16 protein-coding genes are annotated in these 19490 nt (G+C 60.7%); 6 read left to right on the plus strand and 10 right to left on the minus strand.

The window, feature by feature from the left end; translation table 11 throughout:
* Window positions 1–38 precede the first annotated feature (38 nt).
* The gene (locus LK03_RS06200; protein ID WP_038411530.1) at window positions 39–260 is read left to right on the plus strand and encodes a hypothetical protein; all 222 of its coding nucleotides are present in this window, start codon (window positions 39–41) and stop codon (window positions 258–260) included.
* Between the two features lie 235 nt (window positions 261–495).
* Here LK03_RS06200 and LK03_RS06205 read toward each other — a convergent pair whose 3' ends face one another.
* From LK03_RS06205 to LK03_RS06220, 4 genes are all read right to left on the minus strand, one after another.
* On the minus strand, window positions 496–819 hold the full coding sequence (locus tag LK03_RS06205; RefSeq protein WP_038411531.1) for a DUF2790 domain-containing protein: 324 nt from the start codon (window positions 817–819) through the stop codon (window positions 496–498).
* Between the two features lie 153 nt (window positions 820–972).
* Complete coding sequence (locus tag LK03_RS06210; protein ID WP_038411532.1) at window positions 973–4128, minus strand: CusA/CzcA family heavy metal efflux RND transporter; 3156 nt, start codon at window positions 4126–4128, stop codon at window positions 973–975.
* Window positions 4129–4152: 24 nt separating this feature from the next.
* Window positions 4153–5385 (minus strand): efflux RND transporter periplasmic adaptor subunit, encoded by a 1233-nt coding sequence (locus tag LK03_RS06215; protein ID WP_038411533.1) that lies wholly within the window; start codon window positions 5383–5385, stop codon window positions 4153–4155.
* 70 nt (window positions 5386–5455) lie between these two features.
* A complete protein-coding gene (locus LK03_RS06220; RefSeq protein WP_156109517.1) occupies window positions 5456–6727 on the minus strand; it encodes a TolC family protein in 1272 nt (423 codons plus the stop codon).
* A gap of 384 nt (window positions 6728–7111) precedes the next feature.
* Here LK03_RS06220 and LK03_RS06225 point away from each other — a divergent pair, with 384 nt between their 5' ends.
* Window positions 7112–8455: an OprD family porin gene (locus tag LK03_RS06225; RefSeq protein WP_038411534.1), complete on the plus strand. Its 1344-nt coding sequence runs from the start codon at window positions 7112–7114 to the stop codon at window positions 8453–8455.
* 298 nt (window positions 8456–8753) lie between these two features.
* Window positions 8754–9431, plus strand: a complete 678-nt coding sequence (locus LK03_RS06230) for a heavy metal response regulator transcription factor (protein WP_038411535.1) — start codon at window positions 8754–8756, stop codon at window positions 9429–9431.
* A gap of 14 nt (window positions 9432–9445) precedes the next feature.
* On the opposite strand, the gene LK03_RS06235 is transcribed toward LK03_RS06230, so the two are convergent.
* Together LK03_RS06235 and LK03_RS06240 are read right to left on the minus strand one after the other, a co-directional pair.
* Window positions 9446–9763: a hypothetical protein gene (locus LK03_RS06235; RefSeq protein ID WP_038411536.1), complete on the minus strand. Its 318-nt coding sequence runs from the start codon at window positions 9761–9763 to the stop codon at window positions 9446–9448.
* Window positions 9764–9871: 108 nt separating this feature from the next.
* A complete protein-coding gene (locus LK03_RS06240; RefSeq protein ID WP_038411537.1) occupies window positions 9872–10759 on the minus strand; it encodes a LysR family transcriptional regulator in 888 nt (295 codons plus the stop codon).
* Between the two features lie 181 nt (window positions 10760–10940).
* Here LK03_RS06240 and LK03_RS06245 point away from each other — a divergent pair, with 181 nt between their 5' ends.
* Complete coding sequence (locus tag LK03_RS06245; RefSeq protein ID WP_038411538.1) at window positions 10941–12590, plus strand: GMC family oxidoreductase; 1650 nt, start codon at window positions 10941–10943, stop codon at window positions 12588–12590.
* Window positions 12591–12688: 98 nt separating this feature from the next.
* Window positions 12689–14308 carry an MFS transporter gene (locus LK03_RS06250; RefSeq protein WP_038411539.1) on the plus strand — a complete coding sequence of 540 codons (1620 nt, stop codon included), beginning with the start codon at window positions 12689–12691 and terminating at the stop codon, window positions 14306–14308.
* A 168-nt stretch (window positions 14309–14476) separates the two neighbouring features.
* On the opposite strand, the gene LK03_RS06255 is transcribed toward LK03_RS06250, so the two are convergent.
* The 4 genes from LK03_RS06255 to glyQ all read right to left on the minus strand — a co-directional run bounded on the left by LK03_RS06255 (window position 14477) and on the right by glyQ (window position 18839).
* Complete coding sequence (locus tag LK03_RS06255) at window positions 14477–15247, minus strand: lysophospholipid acyltransferase family protein (RefSeq protein WP_038411540.1); 771 nt, start codon at window positions 15245–15247, stop codon at window positions 14477–14479.
* 62 nt (window positions 15248–15309) lie between these two features.
* Window positions 15310–15837 carry a D-glycero-beta-D-manno-heptose 1,7-bisphosphate 7-phosphatase gene (gene gmhB / locus LK03_RS06260; protein WP_038411541.1) on the minus strand — a complete coding sequence of 176 codons (528 nt, stop codon included), beginning with the start codon at window positions 15835–15837 and terminating at the stop codon, window positions 15310–15312.
* A 3-nt stretch (window positions 15838–15840) separates the two neighbouring features.
* On the minus strand, window positions 15841–17895 hold the full coding sequence (glyS, locus tag LK03_RS06265; protein ID WP_038411542.1) for a glycine--tRNA ligase subunit beta: 2055 nt from the start codon (window positions 17893–17895) through the stop codon (window positions 15841–15843).
* Window positions 17892–18839, minus strand: coding sequence for a glycine--tRNA ligase subunit alpha (gene glyQ / locus LK03_RS06270; protein ID WP_038411543.1), 948 nt, complete (start codon window positions 18837–18839; stop codon window positions 17892–17894). The genes glyS and glyQ overlap by 4 nt, the downstream gene beginning before the upstream one ends.
* A gap of 83 nt (window positions 18840–18922) precedes the next feature.
* Here glyQ and LK03_RS06275 point away from each other — a divergent pair, with 83 nt between their 5' ends.
* Window positions 18923–19474 (plus strand): DNA-3-methyladenine glycosylase I, encoded by a 552-nt coding sequence (locus LK03_RS06275; RefSeq protein WP_038411544.1) that lies wholly within the window; start codon window positions 18923–18925, stop codon window positions 19472–19474.
* Window positions 19475–19490 lie beyond the last annotated feature (16 nt).

The raw sequence follows: 19490 nt of genomic DNA on the forward strand, positions 1-19490 counted from the left end.
CGCCAACCGGGCAGGCCTGACGGATACCGAGGCTCTCTATGAAACTGGTCAACGCAATCACTGTCGGCGCCCTGCTGTTTGGTCTTGCAGGAGGCGCACTGGCTGAAGGTGGTCATGAGCGGGTAAAACAATTCAACGAGGACTTCCGTAATGACCAGGCACAACGTTGGAATGATGACGGAGCAGCGCAAGCCCCGCAGCAGGTCGCTCAAACGACGCAGGAAGAGCGCGACGAGCGTAACGTGCAATCCCAGAAGTGATTAACAGCGACACGGTTACCGCGAATGAATCTTTCCCGTCACAGTCAGGTTTGAGCCGATTCCCTTTTCATGAACGGGTGGCGGGCAGGCAATCTGCACGTCAACCGCTCGATACCTGGCTGTAGCGTCTGCGCCTTTCCCCGCTTCCCTCCTCATCAAACCTCTTCAAAGCGCCTGAGAATGCCAGACGTTGCCTGGCATCGAACTCACTCACGCGCGTAGCTTGACAGGCCTGTCAGGTATCGTTGAGGCACCGCGAGAACATCGAGTAGCGTACCGTCCGCAGCGTGCCTTGGGTGTCTTCGAAGGTCATCAGCCTCGGGTAGACCGTGCAGTTGCGTGGGTCTTGGGACAGTCGCACGAACCTGTACATATCGAGGTTCATGCCATAGCGATAATCCTCGATCTCAGGAACCGACTTACCCTGCTTCTGCGCATAATCAGCCACCACTCGTTGGTGTTCCCTGATCGCGTCCTGCGCAGTTCTGTCAGAGAACGAGGTCGCCTGTGAAGCCATGGAGAACAGGATAAGTGAACTTGCCAGCATCAGCGTCTTCATGAAGCCCTCTGTAGATCAATCATCGGATGCCAAGGTAGCAAGGCGCAAAGATCACCGGCATGACGCCAGACTTACAATGTTGAAAGGTCTTGCAATGGCCGTTGTATAAAAAAACCCGCCACTCCGTGTGCGGGTTTTTTCGGTTCGGTTGCCTCAGTTCAATGCCTGATCGCGCTCTTCATCCTTGCGATGTGCCCACTGATACAGGGCGGGCAATACCAGCAAGGTCAGTGCAGTGGAAGACAGAATTCCGCCAATCACCACCGTCGCCAGGGGCCGCTGGACTTCCGCTCCGGTACCGGTGGCCAGGGCCATGGGAATGAAGCCCAGCGAAGCTACCAACGCCGTCATCAGCACGGGTCGCAGTCGCGTGAGGGCGCCTTCATCCACGGCTTGCCCGAGCGTGCGGCCCTGCTCTCTGAGCCCGCGGATGAAGGCGATCATCACCAGCCCGTTGAGTACAGCTACTCCGGACAATGCGATGAATCCCACTCCAGCGGAGATCGACAGCGGAATGTCCCGTAGCCACAACGCGACGACACCCCCAGTGAGCGCGAAGGGAATGCCGGTAAACACCAGCATGCCGTCCTTCAGATTGTTGAACATCAGGAACAGCAGCGTCATGACCAGCAGCAGGGCGACCGGCACGACGATCTGCAAACGCTTGGCTGCCGATTGCAGTTGTTCGAACTGACCTCCCCAGGCGGTCCAGTAACCGGCAGGAATCTGCACACGGGTGGCCAATGAGCTGGTCGCCTCTTCAACGAACGAACCAAGGTCTCGGCCTCGTACGTTGGCACTGACGACGACCAGACGCTTGCCGTTTTCCCGACTGACCTGATTCGGCCCCAGTTGCAGGTCCAGCTCAGCGACCTGGGACAGCGCGATGAAGCCGATCTGATTGGCACCCTGGGGGGTATTGGCGGGTACGGGAATCAGTAGACTGGACATCCCGGCAACATTGGTACGCACCGATTCCGGCAGGCGTACCACCATGTCGAAACGACGATCCCCTTCATACAAGGTACCGGCCTGACGGCCGCCCACGGCAATAGCGATCGCATTCTGCACATCGGCGGTGTTCAGACCATAGCGGGCGGCTTTGTCGCGGTTGATGTCGATGGTCAGCACCGGCAGGCCGGACGTTTGCTCGACTTTGACTTCCGAGGCGCCTGGAACGGCCTTGAGCGCCGCTGCGATCTTGTTGGCAGTGCTGTTGAGTACGCTCATGTCATCGCCGAAGACCTTCACTGCGACGTCGCTTCGCACCCCGGAAATCAGTTCGTTGAAACGCAACTGGATGGGTTGAGACAACTCGTAGTTGCTGCCTGGGATGCTGGCTGCCGCTTTTTGCACCTCGGCAATCAACTGTTCGCGAGACTTGCCGGGATCTGGCCATTGATCTTGCGGCTTGAGCATCAGGTAGGCGTCGGAGGCGTTGGGAGGCATAGGGTCCGAGGCGATTTCAGCCGTACCGGTGCGCGCGAACATCCGCTCGACTTCCGGCACTTGCTCAATCACTGCCTTCTCCAGCCGCTGCTGCAGGTCTACGGACTGCGACAGGCTGGTGCCCGGTACACGGATGGCCTGCAGTGCGAGGTCGCCTTCACTCAGGCTGGGGATGAACTCGCTGCCCATGCGGCTTGCCAGTATCCCGCTGAGCACTACCAGGGTGATCGCCGCCGAGAAAGCAATGCCACGGTGCTGCAAGACCCACTGCAGTACCGGCTGGTAGCGCCGTCTCGCCGTGCGCATGACCACGCCCTCCTCCTCCTTGACCTTGCCCGTGACGAACATGGCGATGGCCGCAGGCACGAAGGTAACAGACAGAATCATCGCGCCTAGCAGCGCCATCACGACGGTGAAGGCCATCGGATGGAACATCTTGCCTTCGACACCGGTGAGGGCAAAGATCGGCAGGTACACGACCATGATGATCAGTTGCCCGAAGATCAGCGGTCGGCGTGCTTCGCGGGCCGCGGCGAAGACTTCATGAAAGCGTTCGGTTTTGGTCAGCATGCGGCCGTGCTTGTGTTGAGCCTGCGCCAGGCGGCGGATCGCGTTTTCCACAATCACCACCGCGCCATCGACGATGATGCCGAAGTCCAGTGCGCCCAGGCTCATCAGGTTGGCGCTGACCTTGTTGTTGAACATGCCTGTGAAGGTGAACAGCATGGACAGTGGGATGACCATTGCCGTGATCAACGCAGCACGGATGTTGCCGAGGAACAGAAACAGAACGGCGATGACCAGCACCGCGCCTTCAATCAGATTCTTCTTGACCGTCGCAATGGCTTTCTCCACCAGGTTGGTACGGTCGTAAACGGTGATGGCGACCACGCCTTGGGGCAGCGTGCGATTGATTTCAGCCAGCTTGGCGGCGACTGCTTGCGAGACCGCACGACTGTTTTCACCGATCAGCATGAACACCGTGCCAAGCACCACCTCGCGTCCATTCTCTGTCGCGGCACCGCTGCGCAGCTCTTTGCAGATGCCGACTTCAGCCACCTGACTGATCCGGATCGGTGTGCCATCCACGCTGGTGATCACGATATTGGCAATGTCTTCGATCGTGCCAACCTGCCCCGGCGCGCGGATCAGCAACTGTTCGCCGCTGCGCTCGATATAGCCTGCGCCGACGTTGGCGTTGTTGCTCTCCAGCGCGGTGATCAGATCATTCAGGGTCAGCCTGTAGGTAGCCAGACGTTTTGGATCCGGTGCAATCAGAAACTGCTTGGCGTAGCCTCCGATGGTGTTGATTTCAGCCACGCCAGGCACGTTGCGCAACTGCGGCTGAATGATCCAGTCCTGAATCACCCGCAGATCGGTGGGGGTGTATGGCATACCGTCTTCCTTGAGCGCGCCCTCCTGCGCTTCGACAGTCCACAGGAAGATTTCCCCCAGTCCTGTAGAGACAGGTCCCATGATGGGTTCTATAGCTGCGGGTAACTGAGCCTTGGCGACCTGCAGTCGCTCGTTGATTAACTGCCGGGCGAAGAAGATGTCAGTGCCGTCCTGAAAGATCACCGTGACCTGAGACAGACCCGAGCGAGACAGCGAGCGTGTCTGCTTGAGGCCCGAAAGCCCGGCCATGGCTGCTTCCACTGGAAAGGTGATGCGCTGCTCGGTTTCCAGCGGCGAGTATCCAGGGGCGGCCGTGTTGATCTGCACCTGGACGTTGGTAATGTCGGGAACCGCATCGATTGGCAGCTTCTGGTAACTGTAGATGCCGATACCGGCCATGATCAGGACGGCGATCATGACCACGATGCGTTGTTCAATGGCGAATCTGATGATGCGTTCAAACATGGCAAGTCATCCTGTCAGGGCGCATCAGTGGCTATGCTCGGCAGACGCTTTGCCAAGTTCGGACTTGAGCGTGAAGCTGCCATCCGTCGCGACCTGATCGCCGGACTCGAGGCCCTTGAGGACTTCCACATATCCCCCCTCCCGGCGCCCCAGTGTCACTGGACGAGTGTCGAAACCGTCAGGGCTGCGTACGAATACCGAGGGCCTGTCTTCAACGGTCTGCACGGCTGTCTCAGGGACAGCGACAGCGACCTCATCACGCGCGGAGGTCACCGCGATGTCGACGAACAAACCTGGCCGCCATGCGCCATTGGGATTGGTCAGGGTGATGCGGACTGTGGCTGCACGGTTCTGCTCACCCAGCAGGCTGCCCACATAGCCGACTTTGCCGTCTACCTCGGCCTTCATGTCAGGCGAAGACACCTTGACTGCGCGGCCGGTGACCACCTTGCCCAAGTCGTTTGGAGGGACTGCGAAGGTAGCCCAGACCTGACTGAGGTCGGAGAGAATGAAGGCATTGGTTGCCTCGCTGACCACCTCCCCGACCGTCAGGTGCTTCTCAACGACGACTGCGTCGAACGGTGCGCGAAGCTCGTAACGGTTTCCCCCGAGCGCGTTGACCGCCGTGCCGATCGCACTGACCTTCTGGCGGGCGTTGGCCAGGGAGATCTCCGCTTCCTGTAATGCCTGACGGGCCTGCAGGTAGTCTTGTTCGGCTGAAATTCGGTCCTGCCACAGCTGTTTCTCACGGTCGAAGGTTACTCGCGCCAACTCCAGACGTCGCTGAGCAGCTTGTTGCTCACTGCGCAGGTCGGATATCTGCTGGCTGGCAATCACTGCAAGCACCTGGCCCTTCCTGACGGCCTCCCCAAGGTTGGCTTGAACGCTTTCAACCACACCGGAAACCCGGGGTACGACGTGCGCAGTGCGGTCTTCGTCAAAACGGATCTCGCCGGGGAAGCGCACGACGCTGGCCAGTTCACGAGGTGCAGCGGTTTCCAGTAACACACCGGCCGCCTTGATCTGATCAGCGCTGAGCGTCAACCTGCCCTCTTCTGCATCTGCTTCGCCGTGAGCATCGTCCCCCTGCTCTTCGCTGTGGGCAGTTGCCTTGCTTTCGTGGCCATGCTCGTCGCTGCTGCCGTGCTCGGCCGTGTTGGCTACCTGCCGGGCGGAACTGCCTGTCCAGGTCAATCCCCCGATGCCAAGGGCGACCACTGCGGCTATCGCGAGGACGAGGGTATGTTTGTTTTGCATTGCTACTCCTGCTTATCCATAGGTACCGGTGGGCTCGCCGCCGTGTGCCGAAGAAATGGTCTGGTCCCTTTTAGCGAGCGCCGAGTGCCGAACCGATGTCGCCATACAGTCTTTCCACTTGCGCCCGTGCAGCGGTTGCCGCTGCCAACGAATCGAGGTATTGGCCACGCGCGGCAATCAGGGTGCGTTGCGCATCCAGCACTTCGATGAAGCCGAACTTGCCCATCTCGAAGCCGCGGGTTGCGGTTTCCACGGCGCGTTGCGCCGAAGGCAGAATGGTCTTGTCGTACGTCTGGACTTCCTGCATGGCGGTGCTCCACTGCTGCACCGCGACCTGGGTTTCAGCGCGCAGGCGTAGCTCCACGGCGTTACGTCGGTCTCTGGCCTGATCGGCCCGACGAGCAGCGGAAAGGATATTTCCCTGGTTTCGGTCGAACAGCGGCAGTGCCATCGACAGGCCCACGACGCTCACCTGCTCGCGTGCCGCGCGGTCGTACTGACTACCCACGCTGACGGTGAGGTCTGGAATGCGCTGGGCTTTCTCTAAACCGAGTGCGGCGTCGCTTTCATCGATCTGGGCAACCGCCTGACGCAGTTCTGTGGTGTGTTCGAGGTTCGCCAGCAATGTCTCAACCGCAGGCGGCAGGCCGGGCGACAGGTCCGGTGAGTCAAGCCGCTCAACAGCACTGAGGGGGCTGCCGATCACCTGAGCCAATTGCTGGTAGGCGGTCGCTTGTTCGGTTTCGGCGCGGCGTACCTGCAAGGTTGCTTCGGCCAGTTGGACCTGGGCGCGGGTCGCTTCGACCGGTGACGACTTGCCTGCGTGAACTCGACCCTCGACGACGCGCAGGCCCCGTTGGGTCAATGCCTGCGACTGCTTCGCCAGCTCCACGCCTGTCTGTGCGCGTCGTGCTGCGTAGAACGCCTGGATCACCTCTGCTCTGAGGTTGGCCACCTGCCGCTCCAGCTCCAATTGCGCAACGCTTTGGCCGTGGGACGCGACGTCTATACGTGCACCCCGTTTGCCTCCCAGCTCCAGCGACTGGCTGAGCGTTACTGTGGTGGTGCTGGTGCTGCGACGGGTGTCTTCCATTTCGTAGGAAAGCTGGGGGTTCGGGACACGACCGGCCTGCCTGCGAGCACCTTGCGCAATGCCGATTTCCTGGCGGGCGGCGGCCAGTTCCGGGTTTGCAGCCATGGCGGTCGAGAGCGCCTGAGCAAGGCTCATGCCTTCTGCAACGGCGGCTGGGGCCTGCAGCGCCGACGTGAGCACTGCTAGAGTGCAGAGGCGTCGGGCGCAGACGCTGATCTTGTACAGGATGTTGCGGTAGTAGCCGGGCACTTTCGAGGTCCTCGTGCACAAACGTTGTCGACGCTTGGCGAAAGAACATCCTGCAATGGCCAAGCCCCCACTGATCAAGGTGAAGGCACTCTAATTAACGCTGGTTATCAGCGGGGTGGCCGGAACATTACAATTCTGCAAGAAACTTGCACTTCGTGCGGTGTTACACGTTGACAAACCGAAGGCTCGCTTGAGGTGATAAACCGATGTTGTGCGCACGGGGGAGAGATGACGAAATTGTAATCGTGGCATCACCCTCTGGTTATCTTCGACTTGCAAGTATTGTTCGCGCGCTATGCCAGGTGCGCCGCCGGGGTAGAACTATCAATGATCCCCGAGCCGCTAAAACATAATAAAAGCTGTGGTCAATCAGGGGAGCATCGAATGAATATACAAGTACCGCTGTCTGTCGCTGTCATTGCTGCAGTGTCCGCCGGTTATGCCGTATCGGCACAGGCTGAAGCACCGCCGGAAGGGTTCATCGAGGGCAGCAGCCTCACGGTATTGAACCGCAACTTCTATTTCAATCGAGATCACCGGGAAAGCGCGGCACCCACGTATAACAGTGGCAAGGGCAATACCAACGGCTACTCCGAGGCCTGGGCACACGGGATCATCACCACGTTCAAGTCCGGGTTTACCCAGGGGACCGTGGGGGTCGGCGTGGATGCGTTTGCCATGATCGGCCTCAAACTGGATACCGGCGGGGGGCGCAACGGGGGGCGCAGCTCCTTTGATGTACTGCCCGTCAACAGCAACGGGGACGCCCGCGACGAATACACCAAGCTCGGTGGCGCGGCCAAGGTACGTCTGTTCGATACGGTCGTGAAAGTGGGCGATGTCTTCCCCTCGACCCCGGTAGTGGCAGCCGGCGATTCGCGGTTGCTGCCGGAAAGCTTTCGCGGCGTGACGGTCGAGAACACCAGCGTCAAGGGCCTTACGTTGCAGGGTGGACGGCTGCACGCCATGAGCCAGCCAGTCTCCAGCGACCTCAACGATGGGTTGGCCACGTTCTATGGCGGCCCGGTCGATTCGCCGTGGGTTGGCTATGGCGGCGGCGACTATGAACTCAACGACAACATCACCGTAAGCCTCTATGCCAGCCAGCTCAAAGACGTCTGGAATCAGTATTACGGAGGTACCCACTTCGTCTATCCGCTCAATGATGAGCTCGCCCTGATCGGCGGCCTCAATTACTACAAGGCGGTCGATGAAGGCAAAAAACGCCTGGGCGAGTTCGACAACGATATCTGGAGCGCCAAAATCGGGGTCCGTTATGGCGCGCACACCGTTGCCCTGTCGCACCAGCGTAACAATGGCGATGACGACTTCGACTACCTGCGTCAGTCGGACTCCATCTTCGTCGACAACTCCATCCAGTACAGTGATTTCAACTCGCCGAAAGAACGTTCCTGGATGTTGCGTTACGACCTCGACATGTCTGCCTACGGGATTCCAGGCCTGTCCTTCATGACCCGCTACGTAAGAGGATCTGGCGCCGATTACGCGAATGCCAACGCGTTCTATATGCGCACCGACGGCAATGGCGATCCACTCGACAACCAGAAGCGCTGGGAACGGGATATCGAGGTCAAGTACGTCGTTCAGTCCGGCGCTGCGAAAGACCTTTCGTTGCGCGTGCGTCAAGCCACCACCCGGGCGACGGCCTTCGAGTCGGACCTCGATGAGGTTCGTCTGATCGTCGAGTACCCGCTGTCAATTCTCTGATCCCCAGGCAAAGAATCAGCCCTGTACGTTGAAAGAATTCGCCTTGAGTGACTTGAGTGCTCCTTTGGTAACAAGGTGAATATTTGGCGCCCTCTGGGCGCCTTTTTTTAATTAAATAATAACCACACCGTTATGCCCAAAGCACCCATGCAATACGGCTACCGTCACGATAAAACCTATGACTCAAGCGTTACCACTACGTTATTTAAACGCCGCGACAGCGCTGTTGATTTACCCTGCGCCGGAACGCTGCTGTCAACCATCCGTTCATTGCACGGCACGCTCGAGATAAGATGGCATGCGAATTCTGGTCATTGAAGATGAAGTCAAAACGGCCGAGTATGTCCGTCAGGGATTGACGGAGTGCGGATATGTTGTGGACTGTGCACACACGGGCGCCGATGGTTTCTTTCTGGCCAAACAACATGACTACGAACTGATCATGCTGGATGTCAACTTGCCAGAGATGGATGGCTGGGAAGTGCTCGAACAGTTGCGTCGTTCAGGGTGCACGTCGCGCATCATGATGCTCACTGCACGCAGTCGTCTGGCCGATAAAGTCAGAGGACTGGAGAATGGCGCCGACGATTACCTGATCAAGCCTTTTGAGTTTCCCGAGTTGCTGGCACGGGTGCGTGCACTGCTGCGCAGGTCGGAGCAGCCCGCGTCGGTGGAGGTCATTCGCGTTGCAGGCCTTGAGCTGGACCAGAGCCGACATCGGGCCTTCAGGGACGGCCAACGCATTGACCTGACCACCAAAGAGTTCGCGCTGCTGCACTACCTGATGCGCAATACCGGTGTGGTGATGAGCCGAACCCATATCATTTCGCAGGTGTGGGACATGAACTTCGACTGTGATACCAACGTCGTCGAAGTTTCGATTCGCCGGTTACGGGCGAAAATCGATGATCCCTTCGACAGCAAGCTTATCCACACATTGCGCGGCGTCGGCTATGTGCTTGAACAACGCCAGTGACGAGCAGATAGCCGCTACACCAGCGAGTGCCACGTCTGTGCCAACCCGATCAGGTGCACCACACCGTAGATCAGGCAGACCACTGAACTGATCAGGATGACCCCAGCCCCTGACAGCGCATACAGACTCCATCCGCATAACACCAGCGCAATTGCGCTGGTCACCAAAGGTGGATACCAGCTGCCTCGCTCGGCCGCGCGCACGAAGCGCTTGCCTGCACCGAACAGGTGATACCAGGAAGGGCCGCCGATGATGACCGCCACATGCAGAAGGGCTGCCGCCAGACTGAGCGCTGCGCCGAAGGTCAGCATCAGGTTGCAGTCAGTTGTCACTTCATCGTTCCCTGATCAAAGCGCTTTGATTTGCCGGCAGCAGCATAGTCCCGTTGTGAGCATCGGGGGTGATCCTCGATAGCTGTGGATAATCTTCAGGGCAGGGTGCTAATCGGCCATCAACTCCGCCTGCTGGGCAGCGCACAGCGCCAGCAGATAATCCCAGACCACCCTCAAACGCACCGACTTGTGCAACTCGCGGCGGGTGCAGATCCAGTAGCTGCGCTGGATGGCTTCGTCTGGCAGAACCCTGCGCAGAAGCGGATCATGCTGCGCCATATAGTTGGGCAGCACCGCGATCCCCAGCCCGGCGCGCGCCGCCTCCTGCTGGGCGATCACGCTGGTGCTGCGAAAGACGACATTGGGCGCGCGGCAGAAGCTGTTGAGCAACAGCAGTTCTTGGCTGAACAGCAAGTCGTCGACATAACCGATCCAGCTGTGCCGAATCAGGTCGTCGCGGCTGTGCAGGGGCGCAGCCCTATCGAGGTACGCGGGGCTGGCATACAAGGCCAGGCGATAGTCGGTGAGCTTGCGGGTGATCAAGAGGTCGGCATTCGGCCGTTCGAGGTGCACGCTGATTTCTGCCTCCCGATTGAGGATGCTGACGAACCGTGGCACTGCCACCAGCTCGACCTCCAGGCCCGGATAGCACTCGAACAGCCCGCCCAGGCGAGGCGTGACGAAACAAATGCCGATGCCCTCGGTAACGCCCAGGCGGATCTTGCCCAGCGGGGTGATCGACTGGGTGATTTCTTCCTGCGCCAGCAGCGCGACATTTTCCATGGCCTCAGCGTGCTTGAGCAGCGCCTGCCCGGCTGGAGTCAGCTCAAAACCCTGGGCGTGGTGAATGAACAGCGCCGTGCCAAAGCTGGCCTCGATACGCTCGATGTGCCGCGCTACGGTGCTGTGGGTGGTCTTGAGACGCCGACCAGCGCTCAGCAGGCGACCACTGCGCTGAAGCTCCAGGAAAAACCGCAAATCGTTCCAGTCGAACATAGGGCTGAGCCTTGCCGGCTATGGATGAGAGGGGTCGGCCGCGCCGCGCTGGCGTAAGGCGGTCAGCACGGCGCTGTAAAAAAATGCACAGCCATTGCGCAAAAACGCATGCTTGCGCAGCGAAATTAAGCACTAGGATCATAGACGACAAGAATAAAAAATCAGGCGCAAGATCATGCATATGTCATTTGCCGATTCAGGTTTCGACTACATCGTGGTCGGTGCTGGGCCTGCGGGATGCCTGCTGGCCAATCGTCTGTCCGCCGATCCGAGCTGCCGGGTACTGCTGCTCGAAGCCGGTGGGCGCGACAACTATCCATGGATTCACATTCCGGTGGGCTACCTGCACTGCATCGGCAATCCGCGCACTGACTGGTGCTTCAAGGCCAGCGCGCAGGCAGGCTTGGGCGGTCGTGAGCTGGGCTATCCACGCGGCCGCGTGCTCGGGGGCTGCTCGTCGATCAACGGCATGATCTACATGCGTGGCCAGGCCAGTGATTACGATGGCTGGGCTGCGCAAGGCAACCAGGGCTGGGCATGGAAAGATGTACTGCCGCTGTTCAAGGCCAGTGAGCGGCATTTCGCCGGCGCGTCTGAACACCACGGCGGTGAAGGCGAATGGCGGGTCGAACGCCAGCGCTACCAATGGCCGATTCTCGAAGCGTTTCGTGATGCTGCCGAACAGTGCGGTATCGCCAAGCTCGATGACTTCAATACTGGAGACAACCAGGGCTCTGGTTACTTTCAGGTCAATCAGCGCAACGGCGTACGCTGGAATGCGGCCAAGGCGTTTCTGCGCCCGGTGATGCAGCGGCCCAACCTGACCGTGCTGACCGGTGTGCAAGTCGATCGGCTGGAGCTGGAAGGTGGCCGCGCGTCGGCGGTCAACGGACGCTGGCAGAACCAGCCTCGTCGCTTCAGCGCGCGCCGCGAGATCATCCTGTGCGCGGGGGCGATTGGCTCACCCGGGATTCTTCAGCGCTCAGGCATTGGCCCGCGTGCGCTGCTGGAGCGGCTCGGCATCCCGGTGATTCACGCGTTGGAGGGTGTCGGTGGCAATCTTCAGGATCACCTGCAATTGCGCCTGGTGTATCGCATCGCCAACGCCCGCACCCTCAACCAGATGGCCGGCAGTCTGTGGGGCAAGATGGGCATGGGCTTGCGTTACCTGTACGACCGCAGCGGCCCACTGGCGATGGCCCCCAGCCAACTGGGGGCGTTCGTTCGCTCTTCACCGGAGCAGCCCAGTGCCAACCTGCAGTACCACGTGCAACCGTTGTCGCTGGAGCGTTTCGGCGAGCCGCTACACCCCTTCCCTGCCTTCACCGCGTCGGTGTGCAACCTGCGCCCGCTCAGCCGCGGTCGTGTAGACATCAGCAGCGTTGACCCGGGCTGCGCACCGGTGATCGATCCCAATTACCTCAGTGATCCGGCAGATCTGAAGGTCGCTGCCCAAGCCATTCGGCTGACCCGGCGCATCGTGCAAGCCCCTGCCCTGGCGATCTTCGACCCGCGTGAATACCTGCCAGGCGCGGAACTGAACACTGAACAGCAACTGTATGACGCCGCAGCGCGTATCGGTACCACCATCTTTCACCCCGTAGGCACGTGCCGGATGGGCAGTGGCTCGCTGGATGTGGTCGACAGCCAGTTGCGCGTTCACGGCATCGACGACCTGCGCGTGGCCGATGCTTCGATCATGCCCGAGATCGTCTCGGGCAATACCTGTTCGCCAACCTTGATGATCGGTGAAAAGGCGGCGCAGTTGATTCTTCAGCACAGCCACAGCAAGCGACCCCAGAGTACGCAGCACGCGATACCGACGCCTTGACCAGGTGACGAGCAACACCGGCAGCGGGGAGTCGGAAGCTGCCGACAGTGGAACAACAACAACTATTCACTGTGGCCCACGGGCCGAGGACAGCATCGATGTCGGATTACCTTCAAGAGCAAGCCGCTGCACCCGCCGGCGCCAGCCGCAGCGAAGAACGCAAGATCATCTTCGCCTCCTCCCTGGGCACGGTATTCGAGTGGTACGACTTCTTCCTGTACGGCGCGCTGGCGGCGGTCATCAGCAAGCAGTTCTTCGCTGGCGTAAACGACACCACCGCGTTCATCTTCGCGCTGATGGCCTTCGCTGCGGGGTTTCTGGTGCGGCCGTTCGGGGCGTTGGTGTTTGGCCGACTGGGCGACATGATCGGACGCAAATACACCTTCCTGGTGACCATCGTGCTGATGGGGCTGTCGACTTTCGCCGTGGGCCTGTTGCCCACCTATGCCAGCATTGGCATCGCGGCGCCGATCATTCTGGTGATTCTGCGCATGCTTCAAGGCCTGGCGCTGGGCGGTGAATACGGCGGTGCGGCCACCTACGTGGCAGAACATGCACCGCCCGGCAAACGTGGCTTCCATACGGGCTTCATTCAGTCCACAGCCACGTTGGGCCTGCTGCTGTCGCTGTTGGTGGTGCTCGGTAGCCGTTACATCAGTGGCGACGAGTTCGAAACCTGGGGCTGGCGCCTGCCGTTTTTGCTGTCCATCGTGCTGCTGGGTATCTCGACCTGGATTCGCATGAGCATGCGTGAGTCGCCCGCGTTCGTCAGGATGAAAGCCCAGGGCAAGCTGTGCAAATCGCCGATCCGTGAATCGTTCACCTCCTGGCCCAATCTCAAGGTGGTGCTCACCGCGCTGTTCAGCATCAACGCCGGACAAGCCGTGACCTTCTACACCGCGCAGTTCTACGTGCTGTTCTTCCTCACCCAGATGCTCAAGATGGATGCCGCTCAGGCCAATACGTTGTTGATCATCAGCGTGATCATCGGCGCGCCGTTCTTCGTGTTCTTCGGCTGGTTGTCCGATCGCGTAGGCCGCAAACCGATTCTGATGATCGGCCTGCTGTTGGCGACCGTGCTGTACTTCCCGATGTTCAAGGCGCTCAGCCATTACGCCAACCCGCAGATCGACGCCGCCAGCCGTCAGGCGCCTATCGTGGTCAGTGCCGATCCCGCTAGCTGTACTTTCCAGTTCGACCCGGTCGGCAAGGCCCGTTTCGACAGCCCGTGCGACAAGGTCAAGACCTTCCTGGTCAAGCAAGGCCTGCCCTATAGCTCGGTCAGCACCTCGGGCGAGGCGGTTCAGGTCAGCATCGGTGAACGCACCATCGACGGTTACGATGAAGCCGCCATGCGCGCTGCCATCGAGCAGGCCGGGTATCCGGCCAAAGCCGACCCGGCGCAGGTCAATCAGGTGATGGTGGTGGTGCTGATCGTGGCGATGATTCTGATCGCTACCATGACCTACGGACCTCTGGCCGCAGTCATGGTCGAGCTGTTCCCGACCCGCATCCGCTATACCTCGATGTCGCTGCCCTACCACATCGGCAACGGCTGGTTCGGTGGCTTCCTGCCCACGGTGTCATTCGCCTTGGTGGTCTACACCGGGGATATCTTCTACGGATTGTGGTACCCGGTGCTGGTCACCGGCATCAGTTTGGTCGTTGGCATCTTCTGCCTGCGCGAGACCAAGGACGTGGATATCGACAAGGTGTGAAGCATCCACAAAAAAACCGGCCTTCGGGCCGGTTTCTTGTGCAGCGAAAAAACTTATGCACGATTTTCCGAAAATGCTGATTTTAAGAAATAAACTTTAATTTCAATCAGTTACGGCTGTTTTTCGGAATTTCCATACAGAGTTGCTCACAACTTATCCACAGAATCATCAGGCCACTTGCCCTGGCTGATCTTCGGCAACGGCAGGCAGCGAGCCAAGCGCCCGTTGGGTTGCCTCGTTCCAGGCCTGAGCACGGTCATTGAGCTCGGCAATGGCCCGTGGCCCCGTACCGTTGGCGTGCATCGGCTCACCGATGACCACCTCGATCACCCCTGCCCGCTTGCCCCAACCCGCCTTGGGCCAGAACTTGCCGGCATTGTGCGCAATCGGCAGCACGGGCAAGCCGGCGTTGACGGCCAAGGCCGTGCCGCCGCGGGAAAACTTGCCGATCTGGCCGAAGGGCACGCGGGTGCCCTCGGGGAAGATCAGCACCCAGATGCGCTGCTTGAGCAGTTCATCGCCCTTCTTCGCCACCTGGCGCAGGGCCTCTTTGGGGTTATCGCGGTCGATTGCGATGGGCCGCAGCATGGCCATGGCCCAGCCAAAGAACGGCACGTACAGCAGCTCGCGCTTGAGCACCTGGCTCAGCGGCGAGAAGTAGGCCGAGAGGAAAAAGGTTTCCCAGGTGCTCTGATGGTTGGCGAGAATCACGCATGGCTCGTCAGGCACGTGCTCGGCGCCGGTGATCTTGTAGCGAATGCCCAGAATCACCCAGGCCAGCATCACCGCGAAGCGGCACCAGTAGACGTTGATGAACCGGTAGCGCTGACGGAAGGGCAGAAACGGTGCGATGAAGAAGCTCAGGGTGCACCACAGCAGCGAGCTGGTGCCCAGCAGCAGGTAAAAAAGAAAGACTCTGATCGCCTGCAGGATCGACATAGTGACATGTACCGTGGCGGGGCCTGCCCGCGTGAGAACGCTGCGCGCCAGGCGCAACGTTTTTAAAGTAGGGCCCTGGCGACGGACGCCAGGTCTGGGTAGATCAAGGTGTGCGCTGGCACCCCTTTGTTCAGGGTCTGCTCACCTTTACCGGTCTTGACCAGCACCGGTTGTGCATCAACCGCCACGGCAGCGTCAAGGTCGCCGCGGCTGTCGCCGACGAACCAGACGCCGGCCAGATCCTGCTGATAATACTCGGCAATCGCCTCGAGCATGCCCGGCTTCGGTTTGCGGCATGCGCAGCGCTCATCCGGACCATGTGGGCAATACACGACAAGCCCGAGCTCGCCGCCCTGCTCGGCCACCAGCTCGCGCAAGCGCGTATGCATGGCTTCGAGGGTGGCAAGCGGGTAGTAACCGCGAGCGATGCCCGACTGGTTGGTGGCGACCGCCACCGTCCAGCCGGCCTTGCTCAGTTGCGCAATGGCCTCGATCGAGCCGGGGATGGGAATCCATTCCTCAACCGACTTGATGTAGGCGTCGGAGTCGAAATTGATCACCCCGTCCCGATCGAGAATCAGCAGTTTCAAGGCTTACCCCAGCAACGAGATGTCGGCAACACCCAGGAACAGCCCGCGCAGGCGGCTGAGCAAGGCGTAGCGGTTGGCACGTACCTTGGCGTCCTCGGCGTTGACCATCACCGCTTCGAAGAAGGCATCGACCGGTTCACGCAAGGCTGCCAGGCGCGCCAGGCTCTCGCTGTACTGACGTGCTGCGGCCATCGGTTGCACGGCGTGGTCGGCCTGCTGGATGGCCGAATACAGCGAGAACTCGTTGGCGTTGTCGAAGTACTTCGGCTCGACCTGCGCGGCGATGGCGCCTTCGGCCTTGCTCAGCAGGTTCGAGACGCGCTTGTTGACCGCGGCCAGGGCATCGGCTTCGGGCAGCTTGCGGAAGGCCTGCACGGCCTGCACGCGCTGGTCGAAGTCCAGTGCCGAAGTAGGCTTGAGGGCACGCACCGACAGGTAGGTGGCGACATCAATGCCTTCGTCTTCGTAGCGTGCGCGCAGGCGGTCGAAGATGAATTCCAGCACTTGCTCGGCCAGGCCCTGGGTCTTGACCGTGGTGCCGAACTGAGCGACGGCAAAGCGCACAGCTTCGGTCAGGTCGAGGTCGAGTTTCTTCTCGATCAGGATACGCAGCACGCCCAGCGCTGCGCGGCGCAGTGCGTAGGGGTCTTTGCTGCCGGTGGGCAGCATGCCGATGCCGAAGATGCCAACCAGGGTGTCGAGCTTGTCGGCGATGGCGACGGCAGCACCGGTGAGCGTGCTTGGCAGCTCAGCGCCAGCGCCACGCGGCATGTACTGCTCGTTGAGGGCCAGGGCAACGTCTTCCGGTTCACCGTCGTTGACGGCGTAGTAGTAACCGGCGATGCCTTGCATCTCGGGGAACTCGCCGACCATCTCGGTGGCCAGGTCGCACTTGGAGAGCAGACCGGCACGCGCGGCACGCGCCGGATCACCGCCGATGTGCGGGGCGATCAGTGCAGCCAGCTTGGAGACGCGCGCGGCTTTGTCGTAGACGCTGCCCAGCTGCGCCTGGAAGACCACGTTCTTCAAGCGCTCGTTGAAGGTTCCCAGAGGTTGCTTCTTGTCCTGCTTGAAGAAGAACTCGGCGTCGGTCAGGCGCGGGCGCACGACTTTTTCGTTGCCGTGGACGATCTGCTGCGGATCGCGGCTCTCGACGTTGGCGACGGTGATGAAGCGCGGCAGCAGCTTGCCCTGGCTGTCGAGCAGGCAGAAATACTTCTGGTTGTCCTGCATGGTGGTGATCAGCGCTTCCTGCGGCACTTCGAGGAAACGTTCCTCGAACGAGCACACCAGCGGCACCGGCCACTCGACCAGCGCGGTGACTTCATCGAGCAGCGACGGCGGCACGATGGCGGTGCCGTTCTGCTGGGCGGCCAGCTCGTCGGTGCGTTTGGCAATCAGCGCACGGCGCTCGGCGAAATCGGCGATGACGTAGGCTTTGCGCAGGTCTTCGGCGTAGTTGGCCGGGGCGCTGATGAGCACTTCTTCGGGGTGGTGGAAACGGTGACCACGGGAATGACGGCCGGCGTGCTTGGACAGCACCGTGCAGTCGATCACCTGCTCGCCGAACAGCATCACCAGCCACTGTGGCGGGCGTACGAATTCTTCACGGCTGGTGGTCCAGCGCATGCGCTTGGGAATCGGCAGGTCGTTGAGCGAATCCTGGACGATGGTCGCCAGCAGGCTGCTGGTGGCCTTGCCCGGGATGTGCTGGGAGAAACGCAGCTTGGCGCCGCTCTGGTCGATTTCGGCCAGCTCGACACCGCATTTCTTGGCAAAGCCCAGGGCAGCCTGGGTCGGGTTGCCGTCGGCGTCGAAGGCTGCCTGGCGCGGCGGGCCGTCGATATTGATGCTGCGGTCGGGCTGTTGGGCGTCGAGCTGGCGAATCAGCACGGCCAGGCGGCGCGGTGCGGCATACACCTGCTTGCCGGTGTAATTCAGGCCTGCGGCCTGCAGGCCCTTTTCGATACCGGCCAGGAAAGCGTCGCCGAGGCTGGTGAGAACCTTGGGTGGCAGTTCTTCGGTGCCCAGTTCTACCAGGAAATCTTGAGCACTCATTGTGCAACCTCCAGCTTGGCCAACACTTCGTCTCGCAGTTCAGGGGTCGCCATCGGGAAGCCCAGGCGAGCACGGGCCTGCAAGTAGCTTTGCGCCACGTCGCGGGCCAGGGTACGCACGCGCAGGATGTAGCGCTGGCGCTCGGTCACCGAGATGGCGCGGCGAGCATCGAGCAGGTTGAAGGTGTGCGAGGCCTTCAGGACCATTTCATAGGTGGGCAGCGGCAGGTCGAGCTTGATCAGGCGGTTCGCTTCGCTTTCGTAGAAGTCGAACAGCTCGAACAGTTTGTCGACGTTGGCGTGCTCGAAGTTGTAGGTCGATTGCTCGACTTCGTTCTGGTGGAAGACATCGCCATAGGTGACCACGCCGAACGGGCCGTCAGCCCAGACCAGGTCATACACCGAGTCGACACCCTGGATGTACATCGCCAGGCGCTCGAGGCCGTAGGTGATTTCGCCGGTGACCGGATAGCACTCGATGCCGCCGACCTGCTGGAAGTAGGTGAACTGCGACACTTCCATGCCGTTGAGCCAGATTTCCCAGCCCAGGCCCCAGGCGCCGAGGGTTGGCGATTCCCAGTTGTCTTCGACGAAGCGGATGTCGTGCACCAGCGGATCCAGGCCGATCGCCTTCAGCGAGCCGAGGTACAGCTCCTGGAAGTTGGCCGGGTTCGGCTTGAGCACTACCTGGAACTGGTAGTAGTGCTGCAGGCGGTTGGGGTTTTCACCGTACCGTCCGTCGCCAGGGCGACGGCTCGGCTGCACGTAGGCAGCGTTCCAGGTTTCCGGGCCGACGGCGCGCAGGAAGGTAGCAGTGTGGAAAGTGCCGGCGCCTACTTCCATATCGTAGGGCTGAAGCACCACACAACCTTGCTCGGCCCAGTACTTCTGCAGGGCGAGGATCAGGTCTTGGAAGGTACGCACGGCTGGCGTAGGCTGGCTCACGAAATTCACCTGTATCTGGGGATGCGGATGTAAAGAGCGGGAGTATAACCCGATTCGCCTCGCCCTCTACTGCTTGGAGCCTTATGCCACGCTGCTTTTGGTGTACCGACGACCCGTTGTACCAGGCCTACCACGACCATGAGTGGGGCACGCCGCGGCGTGATCCGGCGTTGCTCTTCGAGATGCTTTTGCTCGAAGGGTTCCAGGCGGGCTTGTCGTGGATCACCGTGCTGCGCAAACGCGAGCGCTATCGCCAGGTGCTGTGCGGCTTCGACCCGGTACAACTGGCGCAGATGAGCGATGAACGCATCGAGGAACTGATGCTCGACCCCGGCATCATCCGCAACCGTCTCAAGCTCAACGCCGTGCGCCGCAACGCCCGGGCCTGGCTGGCGCTGGACAACCCGGCCGAGTGGCTGTGGTCGTTCGTCGGCGGCGAGCCGAAAATCAATCACTTCACCGGGCGCAGCGACATTCCGGTGAGCACCGATGAAGCCGTGGCCATGAGCAAGGCTCTGAAGAAGGCCGGTTTCACCTTCGTCGGCCCGACCATCTGCTACGCCTTCATGCAGGCGACCGGCATGGTCATGGACCACACCACCGATTGTGATCGCTACGCCGCGCTGGTGCGCTGACGGGTACAATGCGCGG

The sequence above is a fragment of the Pseudomonas cremoricolorata genome (genome assembly GCF_000759535.1).
Taxonomy (GTDB): domain Bacteria; phylum Pseudomonadota; class Gammaproteobacteria; order Pseudomonadales; family Pseudomonadaceae; genus Aquipseudomonas; species Aquipseudomonas cremoricolorata_A.